Annotated in this window: 15 protein-coding genes; 10 read left to right on the plus strand and 5 right to left on the minus strand. The window is 71.6% G+C overall.

All coding sequences use genetic code 11. The features are described 5' to 3' along the window. Nucleotides 1-7 precede the first annotated feature (7 nt). From GQR16_RS00795 to GQR16_RS00810, 4 genes are all read right to left on the minus strand, one after another. Complete coding sequence (locus tag GQR16_RS00795; RefSeq protein WP_157413250.1) at nt 8-502, minus strand: ClbS/DfsB family four-helix bundle protein; 495 nt, start codon at nt 500-502, stop codon at nt 8-10. A gap of 9 nt (nt 503-511) precedes the next feature. Then, nucleotides 512-1,369, minus strand: coding sequence for an LLM class F420-dependent oxidoreductase (locus GQR16_RS00800; RefSeq protein ID WP_157413251.1), 858 nt, complete (start codon nt 1,367-1,369; stop codon nt 512-514). A 52-nt stretch (nt 1,370-1,421) separates the two neighbouring features. Continuing rightward, nucleotides 1,422-2,348, minus strand: a complete 927-nt coding sequence (locus tag GQR16_RS00805) for an SDR family NAD(P)-dependent oxidoreductase (protein ID WP_157413252.1) — start codon at nt 2,346-2,348, stop codon at nt 1,422-1,424. Between the two features lie 126 nt (nt 2,349-2,474). Then, entirely contained in the window at nt 2,475-3,053 is a 579-nt protein-coding gene (locus tag GQR16_RS00810) for a hypothetical protein (protein ID WP_157413253.1), read from the minus strand. Between the two features lie 345 nt (nt 3,054-3,398). Between GQR16_RS00810 and GQR16_RS00815 the strand changes: the two genes are divergently transcribed. The 9 genes from GQR16_RS00815 to GQR16_RS00855 all read left to right on the plus strand — a co-directional run bounded on the left by GQR16_RS00815 (nt 3,399) and on the right by GQR16_RS00855 (nt 12,803). After that, a complete protein-coding gene (locus GQR16_RS00815) occupies nt 3,399-3,728 on the plus strand; it encodes a monooxygenase (RefSeq protein ID WP_157413254.1) in 330 nt (109 codons plus the stop codon). A gap of 157 nt (nt 3,729-3,885) precedes the next feature. Further along, nucleotides 3,886-6,126, plus strand: a complete 2,241-nt coding sequence (gene helR, locus GQR16_RS00820; RefSeq protein WP_157413255.1) for an RNA polymerase recycling motor ATPase HelR — start codon at nt 3,886-3,888, stop codon at nt 6,124-6,126. Nucleotides 6,127-6,255: 129 nt separating this feature from the next. Beyond that, nucleotides 6,256-6,519, plus strand: a complete 264-nt coding sequence (locus GQR16_RS00825; protein WP_157413256.1) for a hypothetical protein — start codon at nt 6,256-6,258, stop codon at nt 6,517-6,519. Nucleotides 6,520-6,590: 71 nt separating this feature from the next. After that, complete coding sequence (locus GQR16_RS00830; RefSeq protein ID WP_157413257.1) at nt 6,591-7,751, plus strand: AI-2E family transporter; 1,161 nt, start codon at nt 6,591-6,593, stop codon at nt 7,749-7,751. Between the two features lie 123 nt (nt 7,752-7,874). Next, nucleotides 7,875-8,606 (plus strand): alpha/beta fold hydrolase, encoded by a 732-nt coding sequence (locus GQR16_RS00835; protein ID WP_157413258.1) that lies wholly within the window; start codon nt 7,875-7,877, stop codon nt 8,604-8,606. A gap of 103 nt (nt 8,607-8,709) precedes the next feature. Beyond that, a complete protein-coding gene (locus GQR16_RS00840; protein ID WP_157413259.1) occupies nt 8,710-9,942 on the plus strand; it encodes a sensor histidine kinase in 1,233 nt (410 codons plus the stop codon). After that, the gene (locus GQR16_RS00845; RefSeq protein ID WP_157413260.1) at nt 9,939-10,598 is read left to right on the plus strand and encodes a response regulator transcription factor; all 660 of its coding nucleotides are present in this window, start codon (nt 9,939-9,941) and stop codon (nt 10,596-10,598) included. Before GQR16_RS00840 ends, GQR16_RS00845 begins: the two co-directional genes overlap by 4 nt. A 214-nt stretch (nt 10,599-10,812) precedes the next feature. Next, entirely contained in the window at nt 10,813-11,502 is a 690-nt protein-coding gene (locus GQR16_RS00850) for an ABC transporter ATP-binding protein (RefSeq protein ID WP_425482606.1), read from the plus strand. Next, nucleotides 11,499-12,803: an ABC transporter permease gene (locus GQR16_RS00855; protein WP_157413262.1), complete on the plus strand. Its 1,305-nt coding sequence runs from the start codon at nt 11,499-11,501 to the stop codon at nt 12,801-12,803. Before GQR16_RS00850 ends, GQR16_RS00855 begins: the two co-directional genes overlap by 4 nt. A gap of 48 nt (nt 12,804-12,851) precedes the next feature. Here the strand turns inward: GQR16_RS00855 and GQR16_RS00860 are convergent, their stop codons facing one another. After that, nucleotides 12,852-13,766, minus strand: coding sequence for a LysR family transcriptional regulator (locus GQR16_RS00860; RefSeq protein ID WP_157413263.1), 915 nt, complete (start codon nt 13,764-13,766; stop codon nt 12,852-12,854). A gap of 133 nt (nt 13,767-13,899) precedes the next feature. Between GQR16_RS00860 and GQR16_RS00865 the strand changes: the two genes are divergently transcribed. Next, the gene (locus GQR16_RS00865) at nt 13,900-15,267 is read left to right on the plus strand and encodes an MFS transporter (RefSeq protein WP_157413264.1); all 1,368 of its coding nucleotides are present in this window, start codon (nt 13,900-13,902) and stop codon (nt 15,265-15,267) included. The last annotated feature ends 54 nt before the right edge of the window (nt 15,268-15,321 follow it).

A 15,321-nucleotide genomic window follows, 5' to 3' on the forward strand; every position in this document is an offset into this window, starting at 1 on the left:
TGCGATGCTACGCACGCGCGGCGTCGAGCGTCTCGAGCGCCCACGCGTAGTGGCCGCCGAGGCACTCGTGCACGGGTTCGGCGAGCGGGCCACCGAGCCAGTCGTGGCCGGTGGGGTCGAAGAGCTCGTCATCGCTCAGCGACTCGACGCGCGCGAGCACCGTGACGTGGCTCTCGCGCAGCCGCTCGCGTGCGGTCGCGAGCGTGCCGTTGCGATAACGGTCGCGCAGCGCCGCGTTCAGCTCGTCGAGCTGCGCCCACGTGTACCCCTCGGCGGGGTAGGCGACCGGCTCCCCGGCGCGCTCGGCGTCGAGCCATCCGAGCAGCAGCACGTGCCACGCGTAGAGATGGTCGATGAGGTCGCGGATGTCGCGGTCGCGCCCCTCGCGCGGGAAGGGCGCCTCGCGCTCGGCCTTCGGGATGCGCTCGATGGCCTCGTCGAAGCGGTGGAATCCGCGCACGGCGGCGGCCTCGAGCTGGACACGGTTCGTCGGTACCGACATGGCCCAATGCTAGGCGGTCGCGCCCCGCGCGGCCGAGATGAGGTCGACGACGCGCTCGGGTTCGGCGATGCCGGTCGAGTAGACGTACGTCGCGGTGAACCCGAGGCCGGCGAGCTCGCGCACGGTCTCGGCGACGCCCTCGACGGTCGACTCGGGGTGCACGCGGATCATCGCGGTCTTCTCGATGTCGTCGTAGTCGCGGCCGACCGCGTCGCAGTGCGCCCGCAGCACGTCGAGCTTGCGGCCCGATTCGGGGGTGAAGCCGAGGTTGCAGGCGTCGGCGTACTGCGCGACCAGCTTCAGCGTCTTGCGCTCGCCGCTGCCGCCGATCATGAGGTACGGATGCGGGCGCGTGATCGACTGCGGCGAGTTCAGCGTGCGGCCGAGCCGGTAGACCTCGCCCTCGAACGGGTCGTCGGAGTCGGACCACATCGCAAGCGCGATCCGGAGCGTCTCCTCGAGCCGGCGGAACCGCTCGGCGACCGGCGGGAACTCGAAGCCGAGTCCGTCGGCCTCCTGCTCGTTCCAGGCGGCGCCGACGCCGAGGCCGACCCGACCGCCCGAGAGCACGTCGAGCGTGGTCACCTGCTTCACGAGCAGCGCGGGCTCGCGGTAGATCACGCCCGTGACGAGGGTGTGCAGCAACGCCTTCTCGGTGTTCGCCACGATGAAGCCCAAGGTCGCGTAGGCCTCGAGCATCTCGTGCTCGACCGGCCCGATGCCCGGAAGCTGCCAGAAGTGGTCCATGACCGTGATGCGCTCGATGCCCGACGCCTCGGCGTTGCGCACGTGCCGCGCGAGCGCCGGCCCGAGGTCGCGTGCGCCGCTCGTCCACGTGAAGTCCGCGATGTGCAGTCCGAATTCCATGCCGAGGCGCTCCGTCCTGTGCCGTTCGGATGCCGCATCCGAACCCAGAGCGTCAGGCTACGCCCGCATCGGCGATCCGTTGCGCGAGCGTCCAGACCCGGGCGGCGGCCGCCGGATCGTCGAGCCGCCGGAAGAGCTTCGTCGGCACGGGTCGGCCCGACAGCTGGAAGAGGCCCGACGGAGCGATGAGACGCCCGGTCGCGACATCCGTCGTCAGTGCGGCCAGGGCCGGCTGGGCCGCCTGCGCGGGCGTGTTGCCCAGTCGGCGACTCAGACGCCGCTGGTAGGCGGGCGCCTTCGCACGGAGGTCGGGGGCGATGGCCGTGTCGGGCGCGATGCCCGGGTGGCAGAGGCCGACACGCAGCCCGTCGGCCGCATGACGGCGGGCGAGCTCGAGCCCGAAGAGCCCGAGCGCGAGCTTCGACGAGCCGTACGCCCGCAGCGGCGTGTAGCGCCCCGTGACGAACTCGTCGTCGAGGTCGAGCCGAGCGGATGCCGCGGCCAGGCTCCCCTGCACCGCGACCCGGGGTTCGGGCGAGGCCAGCAGCAACGGGAGGATGCCGAGCACGAGCACCGCGTGCCCGAGGAAGTTCGTCTGGAAGTGCACCTCGTAGCCGTCGACGCTCATGTGCCGCTCGCGGTCGCCGAGCAGCACGACGCCCGCGTTCAGCACGACGAGATCGATGGGGCGGCCCTCCGCGAGCAGGCTCGCGACGAGCGCGTGCACGGAGTCGAGCCGCGCGAGGTCGAGGTCGGCGAGGGCCAGGCGCGCGTCAGGATCGTGCTCGCGGATGCGCGCCTCGGCCCGCCCGCCCTTCTCGAGGTTCCGCACGGGCATGAGCACCTCGGCGCCGGCTTCGGCGAGCGCCCGCGCGATCTCGAGGCCGATGCCGTCGCTCGCACCCGTCACGAGCGCCCGCGTGCCGCTCAGATCGGGAAGCTGCACGGCGCTCGTGCGGTCGACGCGGACCCCCGTCACGAGCCGCCGCCGTCCGTGCCCGCCCCACCCCGCGAGGGACTCGATCGCCGCATGGCCGCAGCGTATCGGGGCCGCTCGGCGCGGTGCCTCCGGGCTGTCCCCGAGGCGGAAGTCGGGTCGGAGCCGCTACGGGCTGCAGACGATCCGTTCGATGCCCGCCAACGCGGGATGATGGCCGTCGTCCTCGATGACGAGACGACGTGTCTCGCCCGGAACGAGGTCGGCGAGCGTTCGGGTCTCGCGCATCACGGCGGCTCCGTCGACGGCGTCGGCGAATCCGACATGGGCGACGGCGATCGCACAGGCCTCGCCCGGCAGGATGTCCCAGGCCCAGCACGTCGTGCCTGCTGCGCATCCGCCGTCGACGGGCGTCGTCTCGGTGTACGGAAGGAGACGTTCCTGGGATGCACCGACCTCGACCGGAGCATTCGGTGCGCCCTCCTGCACGCCGAAGGGCCCGAAGTCGAGATGCGGCGCAGCCGGCATGCCGGAGCCGAACGACGCGGCCACCGTCCAGAGGCAGATCGCCGTGCCCAGCATGCCGAGCGCCGTGCCGAGTACGGCGAGCACGCCGATCGTTCGAAACTCGCGCTTGCGCCGGATGCCCGAGTCGATCGCCAGGGCAGCCGAAGTCACACCGAGGGTCGTCATGACCCAGCCGCCGGCATCCGAGGTCCAGGTGAGCGCGATCAGGCAGATGAGCATGCCGACTGCGACCGAGACGATCCCCCGCCAGAGCCACCCGTTCGATGTCGGCGACGCGACCATGGTCCGGGAGATGCTCACCGACCGACTGCCGGCACCCGTGGTACTCGGCACCTGATCCCAGTACGGGTCCGGCGACCAGTCGCGCGGTCCATCGCCCGACAACCCCATCGCGTCTCCTGCCCTCGAACCGGATGCATGTCTATCCACGCAGGGTGTCCAGTGGGCAGACAGACCCAGAACGGGGACTGTACGAGCGCACGCACCGGCGACCACCTGCGCAGAAACGTGGCGCCGTATGACGAGACCGGTGCGGCCTGCGGCATCCGCTCGTAGCGTTGGCGCATGCCAGTCATCGCGTATTTCGAGTTCCCGCTGTCCGACGGCCCGTGGGGCGACGACGCCGTGGGCGCCTTCACCGACCTCGCCGCCGAGATCGCCGTCGAGCCCGGCTTCAGGTCGAAGATCTGGACCGAGGACCCCGAGCGCGGCGTGGCCGGCGGCGTCTACGTCTTCGACGATGCGGCGAGCGCCGAGGCGTACGTCGCCAAGCACACGACGCGCCTCGCCGGATTCGGCATCACCGACATCGACGCGCGCATCATCGGCGTGAACGCGGGGCTCTCGGCCCTGACGAACGGGGCGGTCGAAGCCGCCGGATCGAAGGCCGCCTGAACGAACGCGGCCCGATCGAACCGGCACCCTGCCGGGAACGGAAGTGGAGAGCACACCTGTGCTCTCCACTCTCAGTTTAACGCCGGAGGGGGGCCTTGCCGCAAGGGCCCCCTCGTGGTGCACAATGGTCGACCGCCCACGAATCATATGAGGAGAAATCCTGACCAGCACCGCATTCGACCTGCCCGAACGACTCGCCGCGAAGGCGGCGCCCGAGCTCATCGGCGACGACGACGCGCACTTCGACGCGATCGCCGCGAGCGTCCGGCAGACGGTCGCCGAGACATCCGCCCGCCTCGACGACGTGCGTCGGCAACCCGGCGGACACGGCCAGCAGGCACTCGACCGCGATCTCGAGGTGCACCGGCTGACCGGTCGCCTGCGCACCATGCGACGGTTCGGCCTCGACCTCTGCCTGGGGCGCATGGTCGGCGACGACGCAGGCGGCGACGCAAGCGGAGACGACGGAAGCGCCCCGACCTATATCGGGCGCGCCGGCCTGACCGACGAGACCGGCCGCCGGCTGCTCGTCGACTGGCGCTCCCCCGTCGCAGAGCCGTTCTTCGGCGCAACGCACGGCGACCCGATGGGGCTCGCGAGCCGACGACGCTACCGGTGGACGAACGGCCGCGTCACCGACTACTGGGACGAGGTGTTCACGCCCGACGGCCTCGAGGGGCACGCGGCGCTCGACGACCAGTCCGCGTTCATCGCGAGCCTCGGCGGCAGCAGGTCGCCCCGCATGCGCGATGTGCTCGGCACCATCCAGGCCGACCAGGACGCGATCATCCGGGCCGGCTCGCGCGGCGCGCTCGTCGTCGACGGCGGACCGGGAACGGGCAAGACGGTGGTCGCGCTGCACCGCACGGCCTACCTGCTCTACTCCGACCCTCGGCTGGGACACCGTCGCGGGGGCGTGCTCTTCGTCGGCCCGCACCAGCCCTACCTCGACTACGTCGCCGACGTGCTGCCCAGCCTCGGCGAGGAGGGCGTCGCGACCTGCACGCTCCGCGATCTCGTGCCCGAGGGCGCTGCGGCGGGCGTCGAGCGCGACGCCGAGGTCGCGCGCCTGAAGTCCTCGGCGCGGATCGTGCAGGCCGTTGAGGCCGCCGTGCGGCACTACGAGGCGCCTCCGTCGCGCGGCCTGATGATCGAGACGCCCTGGGCGGACGTCTGGCTCGACGCGGCCGACTGGGCCGAGGCGTTCGACGCCCCCGAAGCCGGCACCCCGCACAACGAGGGTCGCGGACAGGTCTGGGAGGCGCTCATCGAGATCCTCGCCGACAGCCACGACGAGGTCGACGAGAGCGTCACCGACGCGATGGTGCGCCGGGCGCTGCAGCAGGACGCCGACCTGCGCACGGCGTTCAACCGCGCATGGCCGCTGCTCGACGCGGCCGGGGTGGTCGGCGACCTGTGGACGGTTCCGGCCTACCTCGGCGCGTGCGCGCCCTGGCTCGAGCCCGCCGAGGTCGAGGCCCTGCAGCGCACCGACGCCACGGCATGGACCCTCTCGGACCTGCCCCTGCTCGACGCTGCGCGGCAGCGCATCGGCGACCCCGAGGCATCCGCCCGTCGCCGTCGTCGCGAGGCCGAGGCCGCGAGCGCGCGCGACGAGATGGGCACCGTGATCGACCATCTCGTCAACGCGATGGAACTCGACGACGGCGAGGGACTCATGACCATGCTGCGCGGCGAGGACGTGCGGCACACGCTGCTCGAGCACACGACGGCGCCGCCGGCCGACCCCGATGCGCTCGCGGGTCCGTTCGCGCACATCGTCGTCGACGAGGCGCAGGAACTGACGGATGCCGAGTGGCAGATGCTGCTGCTGCGCTGCCCGTCGCGCAGCTTCACGATCGTCGGCGACCGCGCGCAGGCGAGGCACGGGTTCACCGAGTCGTGGACGGAGCGGCTCGCGCGCATCGGGCTCGACCGGGTGGGCGTCGCCTCGCTCGGCGTCAACTACCGGACGCCCGAGGAGGTCATGGCGGCGGCCGAGCCGGTCATCAGGGCCGCGCTGCCCGACGCCAACGTGCCGACCTCGGTGCGCCGCAGCGGGGTTCCGGTCGCGTACGGCCGGATCGCCGAGCTCGACGCGGTGCTCGAGCGCTGGCTCGACGAGCACGACGACGGGATCGCGTGCGTCATCGAGGCGGCCTCCGAGGTCGGAGCCGACGGCGGAGATCCTCCAGGGCGAGCGGATGCCGCGGGCGGCCCTGCGTCGACCGCGGGCCGGGTGCGCCGGCTCACGCCCGAACTGGCGAAGGGCCTCGAGTTCGATCTCGTCGTGCTCGTCGACCCCGACCGCTTCGGCGACGGCATCGAGGGCGCGGTCGACCGCTACGTCGCGATGACGAGGGCGACGCAGCAGCTCGTGGTGCTGACGAGCGACTGACGCGGATCGACGACCGGCGCGCGCCGACCGCTCGACGCCGGACGTCCGAAACCCGCCACGCCGTCGCCGGGCGTGTCGCTCGCGAACCCGCTACATTCGAACACACGTTCGAATCGAGGGAGTGGCGACATGACGATCATGCTCGAGGCCGTATCAATCTGGGAGCAGGGCGGCGTGCCCGTCAGGCTCGTCTTCCGCGGCGAGCGGTGGCGGCCCGTCGACACGCCGATCCCCCTCACGCGCGAGCCCGATGCGCTGCCGGCGGCGGTCACGCACCCGCCCGTGCAGCAGCTCGGGTGGCGCATCCGCGCCTGCTCGGAGTCCGACGAACTCGTCACGATCGACATCGTGCAGGTCGACGGCGGTTGGGTCGTCGACCACCTCTGGTCGTGACGCACCTGCCGCGCCGCGCCCGCCCGGTCAAGGGGGCGGGCCGGGTCGGCCACGGCCGGTAACGTCGTCGTATGCCTCTCTTCGGTCCCCGCGAGCCTCGCATCGTCCGCCTGCAGAATCCGTCGGTCGCGCTGAAGGCCGACCGCGCACCCTGGAGCCTCTGGGCCGACGGATTCGGACGGCTGGCGATCCGCTCCATCCAGGCGATCGTCGTCGTGGCCATCGCCGCCGGCATCATCTTCGTGATCCAGTCGTTGACGCTCGTCACGATCCCGCTCGTGCTGGCGCTCATCTTCGCGAGCGCGTTCGCGCCGGCCATGCGGTGGATGCGGGGCCGGGGCGTGCCGTCGGTGCTCGCGACGCTCATCACGCTGCTCACGACCGTGATCCTGCTCGGCGGGCTCGGCTGGCTCATCGTGTGGGCCGTGCGCGACCAGTGGGACGAACTGTACGCGCAGGCCCAAGACGGCTTCGCGCACTTCGCGGCATGGGCGCAGGACCTGCCGTTCTTCCCGACGGCCGACCAGCTCGACGACTGGATCGACCAGCTCACCGCGTTCTTCACGAGTGCGCAGTTCGGATCGGGTGCGATCGCCGGCGTCGGCGCCGTGGCGAGCTTCATCACGGGCTTCGTGCTGCTCGTGACGATCTTGTTCTTCTTCCTCAAGGACGGCCCGCAGATGTGGGAGTTCCTCCTGCGTCCCTTCCGCGGCGAGCACTACGCGCGTGCGCGTCGGGTCGGCGACAAGACGGTCTCCGTGCTGGGTTCGTACGTGCGCGGCACCGCCGCTGTCGCGGCGGTCGATGCCATCGGCATCCTCATCGGCCTCCTGATCCTGCAGGTGCCCCTCGCCCTCCCGCTCTCGGTGCTCGTGTTCGTGCTGGCGTTCATCCCCATCGTCGGCGCCACGGTCGCCGGCATCCTCGCGGCGCTCGTCGCCCTCGTCGCGAACGACTGGGTCAACGCCCTCGCCGTCGTCGGCGTGGTCGTGCTCGTCAACCAGCTCGAGGGCAATTTCCTCCAGCCCGTGCTCATGGGCCGGTCGATGAAGCTGCACGCCTTCGTGATCCTCGTCGCCCTGACCGTGGGCGCTGCGCTCGGCGGCGTGCTCGGCGCGATCCTCGCCGTGCCCATCACGGCGGTCGCCTGGGGCGTGGTCCAGGTCTGGGACGGCCCCTCGCTGCCGGCGCGCTGGGCGCGGGCGAAGCGGCAGCCCGATCGCGTCGGCTGAGCGCGCCCACACTTCCGTTCCGGTCGATGACACACGAAATTCACCGTCATCAGGCCGTCTCGCTCTGGCGCGCCACCCGCCCGCGGGCGTAGGGTTCCCCCGAATCGAGCATTGGGGGATGTCATGACGGATGCCGCGACGAAGCCGACGATCGTGCTGGTGCACGGTGCGTGGGCCGACGGATCGAGCTGGGACGCGGTCACGCGCGCCTTGCAGGCGCAGGGGTACACGGTGCTCGTCCCGCCGAACCTGCTGCGCGGACTCACCGACGACAGCGCCTACGTGGCCTCGTTCCTCGCGCAGCGCACGAGCGGCCCGGTCGTGCTGGTCGGGCACTCGTACGGCGGTGCGGTCATCTCGAACGCGGGCACGGCCGGCGATGTGCGCGCGCTCGTCTACGTCAACGCGTTCATCCCCGACGAGGGCGAGACGGTGGTGCAGCTGCTCGACGGTTCGGGCTCGGCGCTCGGCGTGCCCGATCCGACCACGATCTTCGACATCGCCGGGTATCCCGGCGCGCCCGAGGGCGCGGCCGAGGTGTTCCTCAAGCCCGAGGTCGTGCACGCGTCGTTCGCTCAGGACCTCGATGAGGCGACCCGGTGGACCATCGCCGCGAGCCAGCGCCCGGCCTCGCTCGTCGCCAACGTGACCCCGTCGGGGCCGCCGGCCTGGAAGTCGATCCCGAGCTGGGTGGTCATCGGGGTCGACGACCTCGTCATCCCGCCCGACGTGCAGCGGCGCACCGCCGAGCGTGCCGGGTCGACGGTCACCGAGGTGCCCGGATCGCACGTGTCGATGGTGTCGAACCCCGACGCGACGATCGCCGCGATCCTCGCGGCCGCAGCCACCGTCTGACCGCGCGCACCTCACCGGCCGCGCACGCGGTCGGCGCGAGGGCGACGCACGGATACCGCGTCGGGGTGATTCGCCCGAGCACCCGACGCGGCAGACTGTCTGCATGACCTCGTCCGCCGACGCGCCCCGTGATCCGTCGGATCCGCGCCCGCGCGTGCCCGCGTGGGTCGGCGACGTCGTCGGCGGCATCCTGATCGTCGCCTTCGCGTTCGCGCCGGTGCCCGACGAGCACTACGCGCCGCCGAACTGGTTCGCGCTCGCGTTCTCGATGGTCGCCGCGCTCGCCCTGCCGCTGCGACGTCGATGGCCGATCCCCGTGCTCGCCGCCGACATCGCGCTGTTCGGCGCGGCCGCGGCGAGCGGCGCGCTCGCTCCGGGGCTCGGCCTCGCGATGGCGATCGCGATGTTCGGCGTCACGAATCGGGCGCGCGGCCGCGGCACGGCTGCGATCGTGACCGTGTGCGCCGTGGCATCCGTGGTGCTGCTGTGCCTGCCCGTGACGATCGGCAGCCCGTTCCAGCCCCGCGTGTTCCAGTACGCCCTCGCGATCGCGTTCGCCGCCGCCGCGGGCGACGCGACGCGCTCGAGGCGGCAGTACATCGTCGCGATCACCGAGCGCGCCGAACGCGCCGAGCAGACCCGCGAGGCCGAGGCGCGACGGCGCGTCAGCGAGGAACGGCTGCGCATCGCGCGCGACCTGCACGACGCGGTCGCGCACCAGATCTCGGTGATCAGCCTCAACGCGGGCGTCGCGTCGTCGGCCATCGAGACCCGGCCCGAGACGGCGAAGGAGTCGCTCGCCACCATCCGGAGCGCGTCGCGCACGGTGCTCGGCGAGATCGGCGCGCTGCTGCAGGTGCTGCGGGCCGACGACGACGAGGCGCCGACCGCGCCGCAGCCCGGCCTCGACCGGCTCGACGCGCTGACCCGGCAGATCGGCGAGGCCGGGCTCGACGTCACCGTGCGCGTCGAGGGCGACCTGTCCCGGGTCGTCGGCGCGACCGGGCTCGTGGCCTACCGCGTCGTGCAGGAGGCCCTGACCAACGCCCACAAGCACGGTGCCGAGCACCGTGCGCACGTGCTGCTCACGGCCGTCGACGCAGCCCTGACCATCGTCGTGACGAACCCGGTGGGCGTGCGCCCGACCGACCAGGCCGCCCCCGCGCCCGGCGACGCGGCCTCCCCCGGCGACGCCCCGACCCCGGGTTCGCGGCTCGGACTCACCGGGCTCCGCGAGCGGGTCGCCACCGTCGGCGGCACCGTCGAGACCGGGCCGGCGCCCGGCGGGTGGCGGCTCACCGCGGTGCTGCCGCTGAACGCGGAGGCGTCGTCATGACCAGCGTGCTCGTCGTCGACGACCAGGCGCTCATCCGACAGGCCGTCGTCGACATCCTCACCCACGCCGAGGGCGTCACGGTCGCCGGGCAGGCCGTCGACGGGCGCGAGGCGGTGGCCCTGGCGGCATCCGTGCGCCCCGACGTCGTGCTCATGGACATCCGCATGCCCGAGCTCGACGGCATCGCCGCGACCGCCGCGATCGCCGCGGACCCCGCACTCGCGGAGACCCGGGTGCTGATCCTCACGACCTTCGAGGAGGACGAGTACGTCGTCGCGGCCCTCCGCGCCGGGGCGAGCGGCTTCATCGGCAAGGGGTCCGAACCCGACGACATCGTGCGCGCGGTTCGCGCGGTGCACGCGGGCGACGCGCTGCTCTCGGCGAGCGCGATGCAGGCGCTGATCGCGCGGCACCTCGCCCCGTCACCGGCGGCGCTCGACCGGGCGGTGCTCGACCACCTCACCGAGCGCGAGACCGAGGTGCTGCTGCTCGTCGCCCGGGGGCGGTCGAACCAGGAGATCGCCGACGACCTGTTCATCTCGCCGCACACCGCGAAGACGCACGTCAATCGCATCATGACGAAGCTGCACGCCCACGATCGGGCGCAGCTCGTGATCGTCGCGTACGAGACCGGACTGCTCGCGCCGGGCGGCTGACCCGGCGCGCGGCGCCGACCCCGCGGCGCCGACCACGCGACGCCTGCCCGCGGCATCCGCAAGATACCGCGACCGCGGTACGCGGATGCCACCGCAGGACGATTCGCGACACCGCCGTCGCGGCGAGTCTGGAAGGGTGACTCCATCCGACTCATCCGTCTCCCCCGTCCTTCGATCGGCGACCCGCACGATCACCACCGAACCCGCTCGCCCGATCATCTCGGCGCGCGACCTGCGCAAGTCCTACGGCAAGGGCCAGAACCGGTTCGAGGCGCTCAAGGGGGTGAGCTTCGACATCCGCGAGGGCGAATCGGTCGCGATCATCGGCAAGTCCGGTTCGGGCAAGTCGACCCTGATGCACGTGCTCGCCCTGCTCGACGCACCCGACACGGGCGACCTCGAGCTCGAGGGCGTCGACACGCGCACGCTGCGCGGGGCGAAGCTGAACCGCACCCGCAACAAGACGTTCGGCTTCGTGTTCCAGCAGTTCTTCCTCACGGGGTCGAACTCGGTGCTCGAGAACGTCGTGCTCCCCATGAAGATCGCCGGCATCGGCCGTGCAGAGCGCAAGCGTCGGGGCATCGCCGCGCTGGAGCAGCTCGAGCTGGCCGACAAGGCGAGGAACAAGGCGGTGAACCTCTCGGGAGGGCAGAAGCAGCGCGCCGTCATCGCCCGTGCGCTCGTGAACAACCCGCGCATCATCTTCGCCGACGAGCCCACGGGCAACCTCGACACGAACACCGGCGCGGTCGTCGAGGACATCCTCTTCACCCTGAACCGCGAGCACGGCATCACCCTCATCGTCGTGACGCACGACGAAGACCTGGCGGCGCGCTGCGACCGCCGCATCCACATCCGCGACGGACGCATCGTCGACGACTCGGCCGAGGAGCTCGCCGCGTGAACACCGCAGACCTGGTCGGCACCGCCGTCGCCAACACCTTCCGTTCCAAGACCCGCACGATCCTCACCGTGCTCGCGATCTTCGTGGGCGCGTTCACGCTGACGCTCACGAGCGGGCTCGGCACGGGCATCAACGCCTACATCGACGACACCGTGAGCGCGGTCGGCTCCTCCGACGCCATGACCGTCACGAAGGTGCAGCAGGATGCCGCGGGCGCGACGCCAGGCGGCAGCACGGGCCCGACAGAGTACAACCCCGACGCGGTGTCGAGTGGGATCCCCGGCAATACCGTGATCGCGCTGACGCCCGACGACGTCGACACGATCAGCGGGATCGACGGCGTGCTCGATGTGCACGCAGCCCGCGCCATCTCCCCCGACTACGTGCAGTTCGACGGCGGCACGCGCTTCACCGCGAACGTCGGCAGCCTCGTGCCCGGGCAGACCACGCTGCTGGCCGCAGGCGACCAGCCCGACGCCGACTCCACCGACCTGCAGGTCGCGATCCCCGACAGCTACGTCGACCCGCTGGGCTTCTCCAGCGCCGACGAGGCGATCGGCCAGACCGTGCAGATCGCGATCACGGATGCCACGCGCACGCAGCACCTGCTCGACGCCACGGTGGTCGGCGTCACCGAAGAGAGCCTGACCTCGCCGATGGGTGCGAGCCTGCTGCCGAACGACGCCCTCTCGAACGCGCTGTTCGACGCGCAGAGCACGGGCATCCCCGCCGACGAGGCCGACCGGTACACGTCGGCCACCGTCTGGTTCGATCCGGCCGCGACCGACGCCGACATCGACGCGCTGAAGGCCGATCTCACCGCGGCCGGGTTCACGGGCACGACCGTCGCCGACCAGCTCGGCGCCATCACGACCGTGATCGACGGCATCGTGCTCGTGCTCAACGCGTTCGCGATCATCGCGCTGCTCGCGGCGAGCTTCGGCATCGTGAACACGCTGCTCATGTCGGTGCAGGAGCGCACCCGCGAGATCGGGCTCATGAAGGCCATGGGCATGGGCAGTGGGCGCGTGTTCACGCTGTTCAGCCTCGAGGCGGCGTTCCTGGGCCTGCTCGGCAGCGCGATCGGCGTCGGCATCGCGATGCTCGCGGGCACCGCCCTCAGCGGCGTGCTCGCGAACGGACTCCTCGCCGACCTCAACGGGCTCACCCTGATCGCGTTCGATCCCGTCTCGGTCGCCACGATCATCGTCGCGGTCATGCTCATCGCGTTCCTCGCGGGCACGCTGCCCGCGGCGCGCGCGGCGAAGGCCGACCCGGTGGAGTCGCTCCGCTACGAGTAGGCCGACGGCCTGCCGGTCGTCCGCAGGCGGCCGGCAGGCGGTCGGCGGTCAGCCCTGCCCGAGCAGCTCGGCCTCGAAGGCCGCGGTCCGCTCGCGCAGGGCGTCCGCGACGGCGGCGACGGCCGCGAGCCGCAGCGAGTCGGGCCGCAGCACCATCCAGTACGGCAGGCGCTCGGCGAAGCGCTCCGGCAGCAGTCGCACGAGGTCGTCGTGGCGGTCGGCCATGAAGCAGGGCAGGAACCCGATGCCGGCGCCGGCCCTGGTCGCCTCGACGTGCACGAAGACGTTCGTCGACGAGACGGAGTCGCGCATCGTCGGCACCAGCCGGCGCGGGGCGTCGAGGTCGTCGACGAGCAGCATCGAGTCGACGAAGTAGACCAGCGGATGCCGCGTCAACTGCTCGACGGAGCGAGGCTCTCCGTGCTCGGCGAGGTAGGCCCGCGAGGCGTACATGCCGAGCACGTACTCCCCGAGGCGGAACGCGCTGGCGCGGTGCACCTGCGGCTCGCCGACGACGACCTCGATGTCGAGTCCGGACCGGTGCTGCCTGGCCCGGCGGGTCACCGTCTCGATCTCGACGGTGATGCCCGGGTGTCGACGGCGAAGCGAAGCGACCGCGGGTGAGGCGATGTAGGCGCTGAACCCGTCGGTCGCCGACATCCGCACCATGCCGGAGAGCTGCTGCTCGGGCTCGTCCACCGTCGACGAGAGCCGTCCGAGCGCGTTCTCGACCTGTTCGGCGGCGTGCGTCGCACGGCGGCCGAGCTCGGTGAGCTCCCATCCGCCGACCGAGCGGGCGAGCACATGACCCCCGAGCGACTGCTCGAGGCTCGCGATGCGACGGGACACGGTGGTGTGGTTCAGGCCGAGGCTCTCGGCCGCGGTCGTGAAGCGGCCCGTGCGCGCGACGGCGAGCAGCACGAGCAGGTCATCCGGATTCGGCACATCTGCAATTCTGCACATCGACGTCGCGATGTTGGTCGTTGATGCACGGCGAGTCCGGGGCGACACTCGTTGAGCCCCGCCCGACGGCGCGGCACGCATCGCGCACCGCGCGCGATCGGGTCAATGACGACACCGAAGGAGACCGACGCCGATGAGCGTTCAGCAGCAGGAGACCGGGGCACCGGATCGAAGCGCGGAGGCGGGCACCCCGATCTCCGGCCTCAAGAAGATCGTCGCCGCGTCGATGGTCGGCACGGTCGTCGAGTGGTACGAGTTCTTCCTCTACGCGACCGCGGCCTCGCTCGTGTTCGGCACGTTCTTCTTCCCCGCCGCCGGCACCCAGCTCGACGGCATCATCGCGGCCTTCCTGACCTACGCGGTCGGCTTCGTCGCGCGCCCGCTCGGCGGCATCGTGTTCGGCCAGATCGGCGACAGGTTCGGGCGCAAGCACACGCTCCAGGCGACGATCATCCTGGTGGGCGTCGCGACGTTCCTCATGGGCTGCCTGCCCGGCTTCGCCAGCATCGGCTACTGGGCGCCCGCGCTCCTCGTGGCCCTGCGCTTCATCCAGGGCTTCGCCGTCGGCGGCGAGTGGGGCGGCGCCGTGCTGCTCGTCGCCGAGCACAGCCCGAGCCGCAGCCGCGGCTTCTGGGCGAGCTGGCCGCAGTCGGCCGTGCCCGTCGGCAACCTCCTCGCGACCCTCGTGCTGTTCACGATGTCGTGGCTGCTGCCGAGCGAGCAGTTCCTCAGCTGGGGCTGGCGCGTCGCGTTCTGGCTCTCGGCGGTCATCGTGCTCATCGGCTACTACATCCGCACGCACGTCACCGACGCCCCGATCTTCCTCGAGGCGAAGGCCGAGCAGGAGAAGGCCAAGGCCGAGAGCATCGGCGTCGGCGCCGTCATCCGCCGCTACCCGAAGCAGCTCCTGCAGGCGATGGGCCTGCGCTTCGCCGAGAACATCCTGTACTACATCATCGTGAGCTTCTCGATCGTGTACCTCTCCACCGTCGTGGGCTACCAGACGAGCGAGCTGCTGTTCGCGCTCATGATCGCCCACATCGTGCACTTCCTCGTGATCCCCCAGGTCGGGCGCCTCTCCGACCGGGTCGGACGCAAGCCCGTCTACTTCGCCGGTGCCGTGCTCGGTGCGACGTGGGCGCTCTTCGCCTTCCCGATGTTCGACTCGGCGAGCCCCGTGCTCATCGTCACGGCCATCACGGTCGGCCTCTGCTTCCACGCGCTGATGTACGCGAGCCAGCCGGCCGTGATGAGCGAGATGTTCCCCACGCGCATGCGCTACTCGGGCGTCTCGCTCGGCTACCAGGTCACCTCGATCGTCGCGGGCTCGCTCGCTCCGATCATCGCCGTCGCCCTGCTGCAGAACTACGGCTCCTGGATCCCCGTCGCCGTCTACGTCGCGATCGCGTGCGCCGTCACGGCCGTCACGGTGCTCACCCTGCGCGAGACGAAGGGCATCACGCTGCAGTCGGTCGACGCGGCCGACGCGGCACGCGCGTAGCCCCTGTTCGAGCACGGATGTCGCGCCGACCCCTCCCGGTCGGCGCGACATCCG

Origin of the sequence: Agromyces allii, assembly GCF_009749385.1 — a bacterium.
GTDB classification, from domain to species: Bacteria; Actinomycetota; Actinomycetes; order Actinomycetales; family Microbacteriaceae; genus Agromyces; species Agromyces allii.

Bases quoted from the DNA above. Each gene is read 5' to 3' on its own strand.
- GQR16_RS00795 (WP_157413250.1), bottom strand. From the start codon at position 502: ATGTCGGTACCGACGAACCGTGTCCAGCTCGAGGCCGCCGCCGTGCGC.
- GQR16_RS00800 (WP_157413251.1), bottom strand. From the start codon at position 1,369: ATGGAATTCGGACTGCACATCGCGGACTTCACGTGGACGAGCGGCGCA.
- GQR16_RS00810 (WP_157413253.1), bottom strand. From the start codon at position 3,053: ATGCTCATCTGCCTGATCGCGCTCACCTGGACCTCGGATGCCGGCGGC.
- GQR16_RS00815 (WP_157413254.1), top strand. From the start codon at position 3,399: ATGCCAGTCATCGCGTATTTCGAGTTCCCGCTGTCCGACGGCCCGTGG.
- GQR16_RS00825 (WP_157413256.1), top strand. From the start codon at position 6,256: ATGACGATCATGCTCGAGGCCGTATCAATCTGGGAGCAGGGCGGCGTG.
- GQR16_RS00830 (WP_157413257.1), top strand. From the start codon at position 6,591: ATGCCTCTCTTCGGTCCCCGCGAGCCTCGCATCGTCCGCCTGCAGAAT.
- GQR16_RS00835 (WP_157413258.1), top strand. From the start codon at position 7,875: ATGACGGATGCCGCGACGAAGCCGACGATCGTGCTGGTGCACGGTGCG.
- GQR16_RS00840 (WP_157413259.1), top strand. From the start codon at position 8,710: ATGACCTCGTCCGCCGACGCGCCCCGTGATCCGTCGGATCCGCGCCCG.
- GQR16_RS00845 (WP_157413260.1), top strand. From the start codon at position 9,939: ATGACCAGCGTGCTCGTCGTCGACGACCAGGCGCTCATCCGACAGGCC.
- GQR16_RS00860 (WP_157413263.1), bottom strand. From the start codon at position 13,766: ATGTGCAGAATTGCAGATGTGCCGAATCCGGATGACCTGCTCGTGCTG.
- GQR16_RS00865 (WP_157413264.1), top strand. From the start codon at position 13,900: ATGAGCGTTCAGCAGCAGGAGACCGGGGCACCGGATCGAAGCGCGGAG.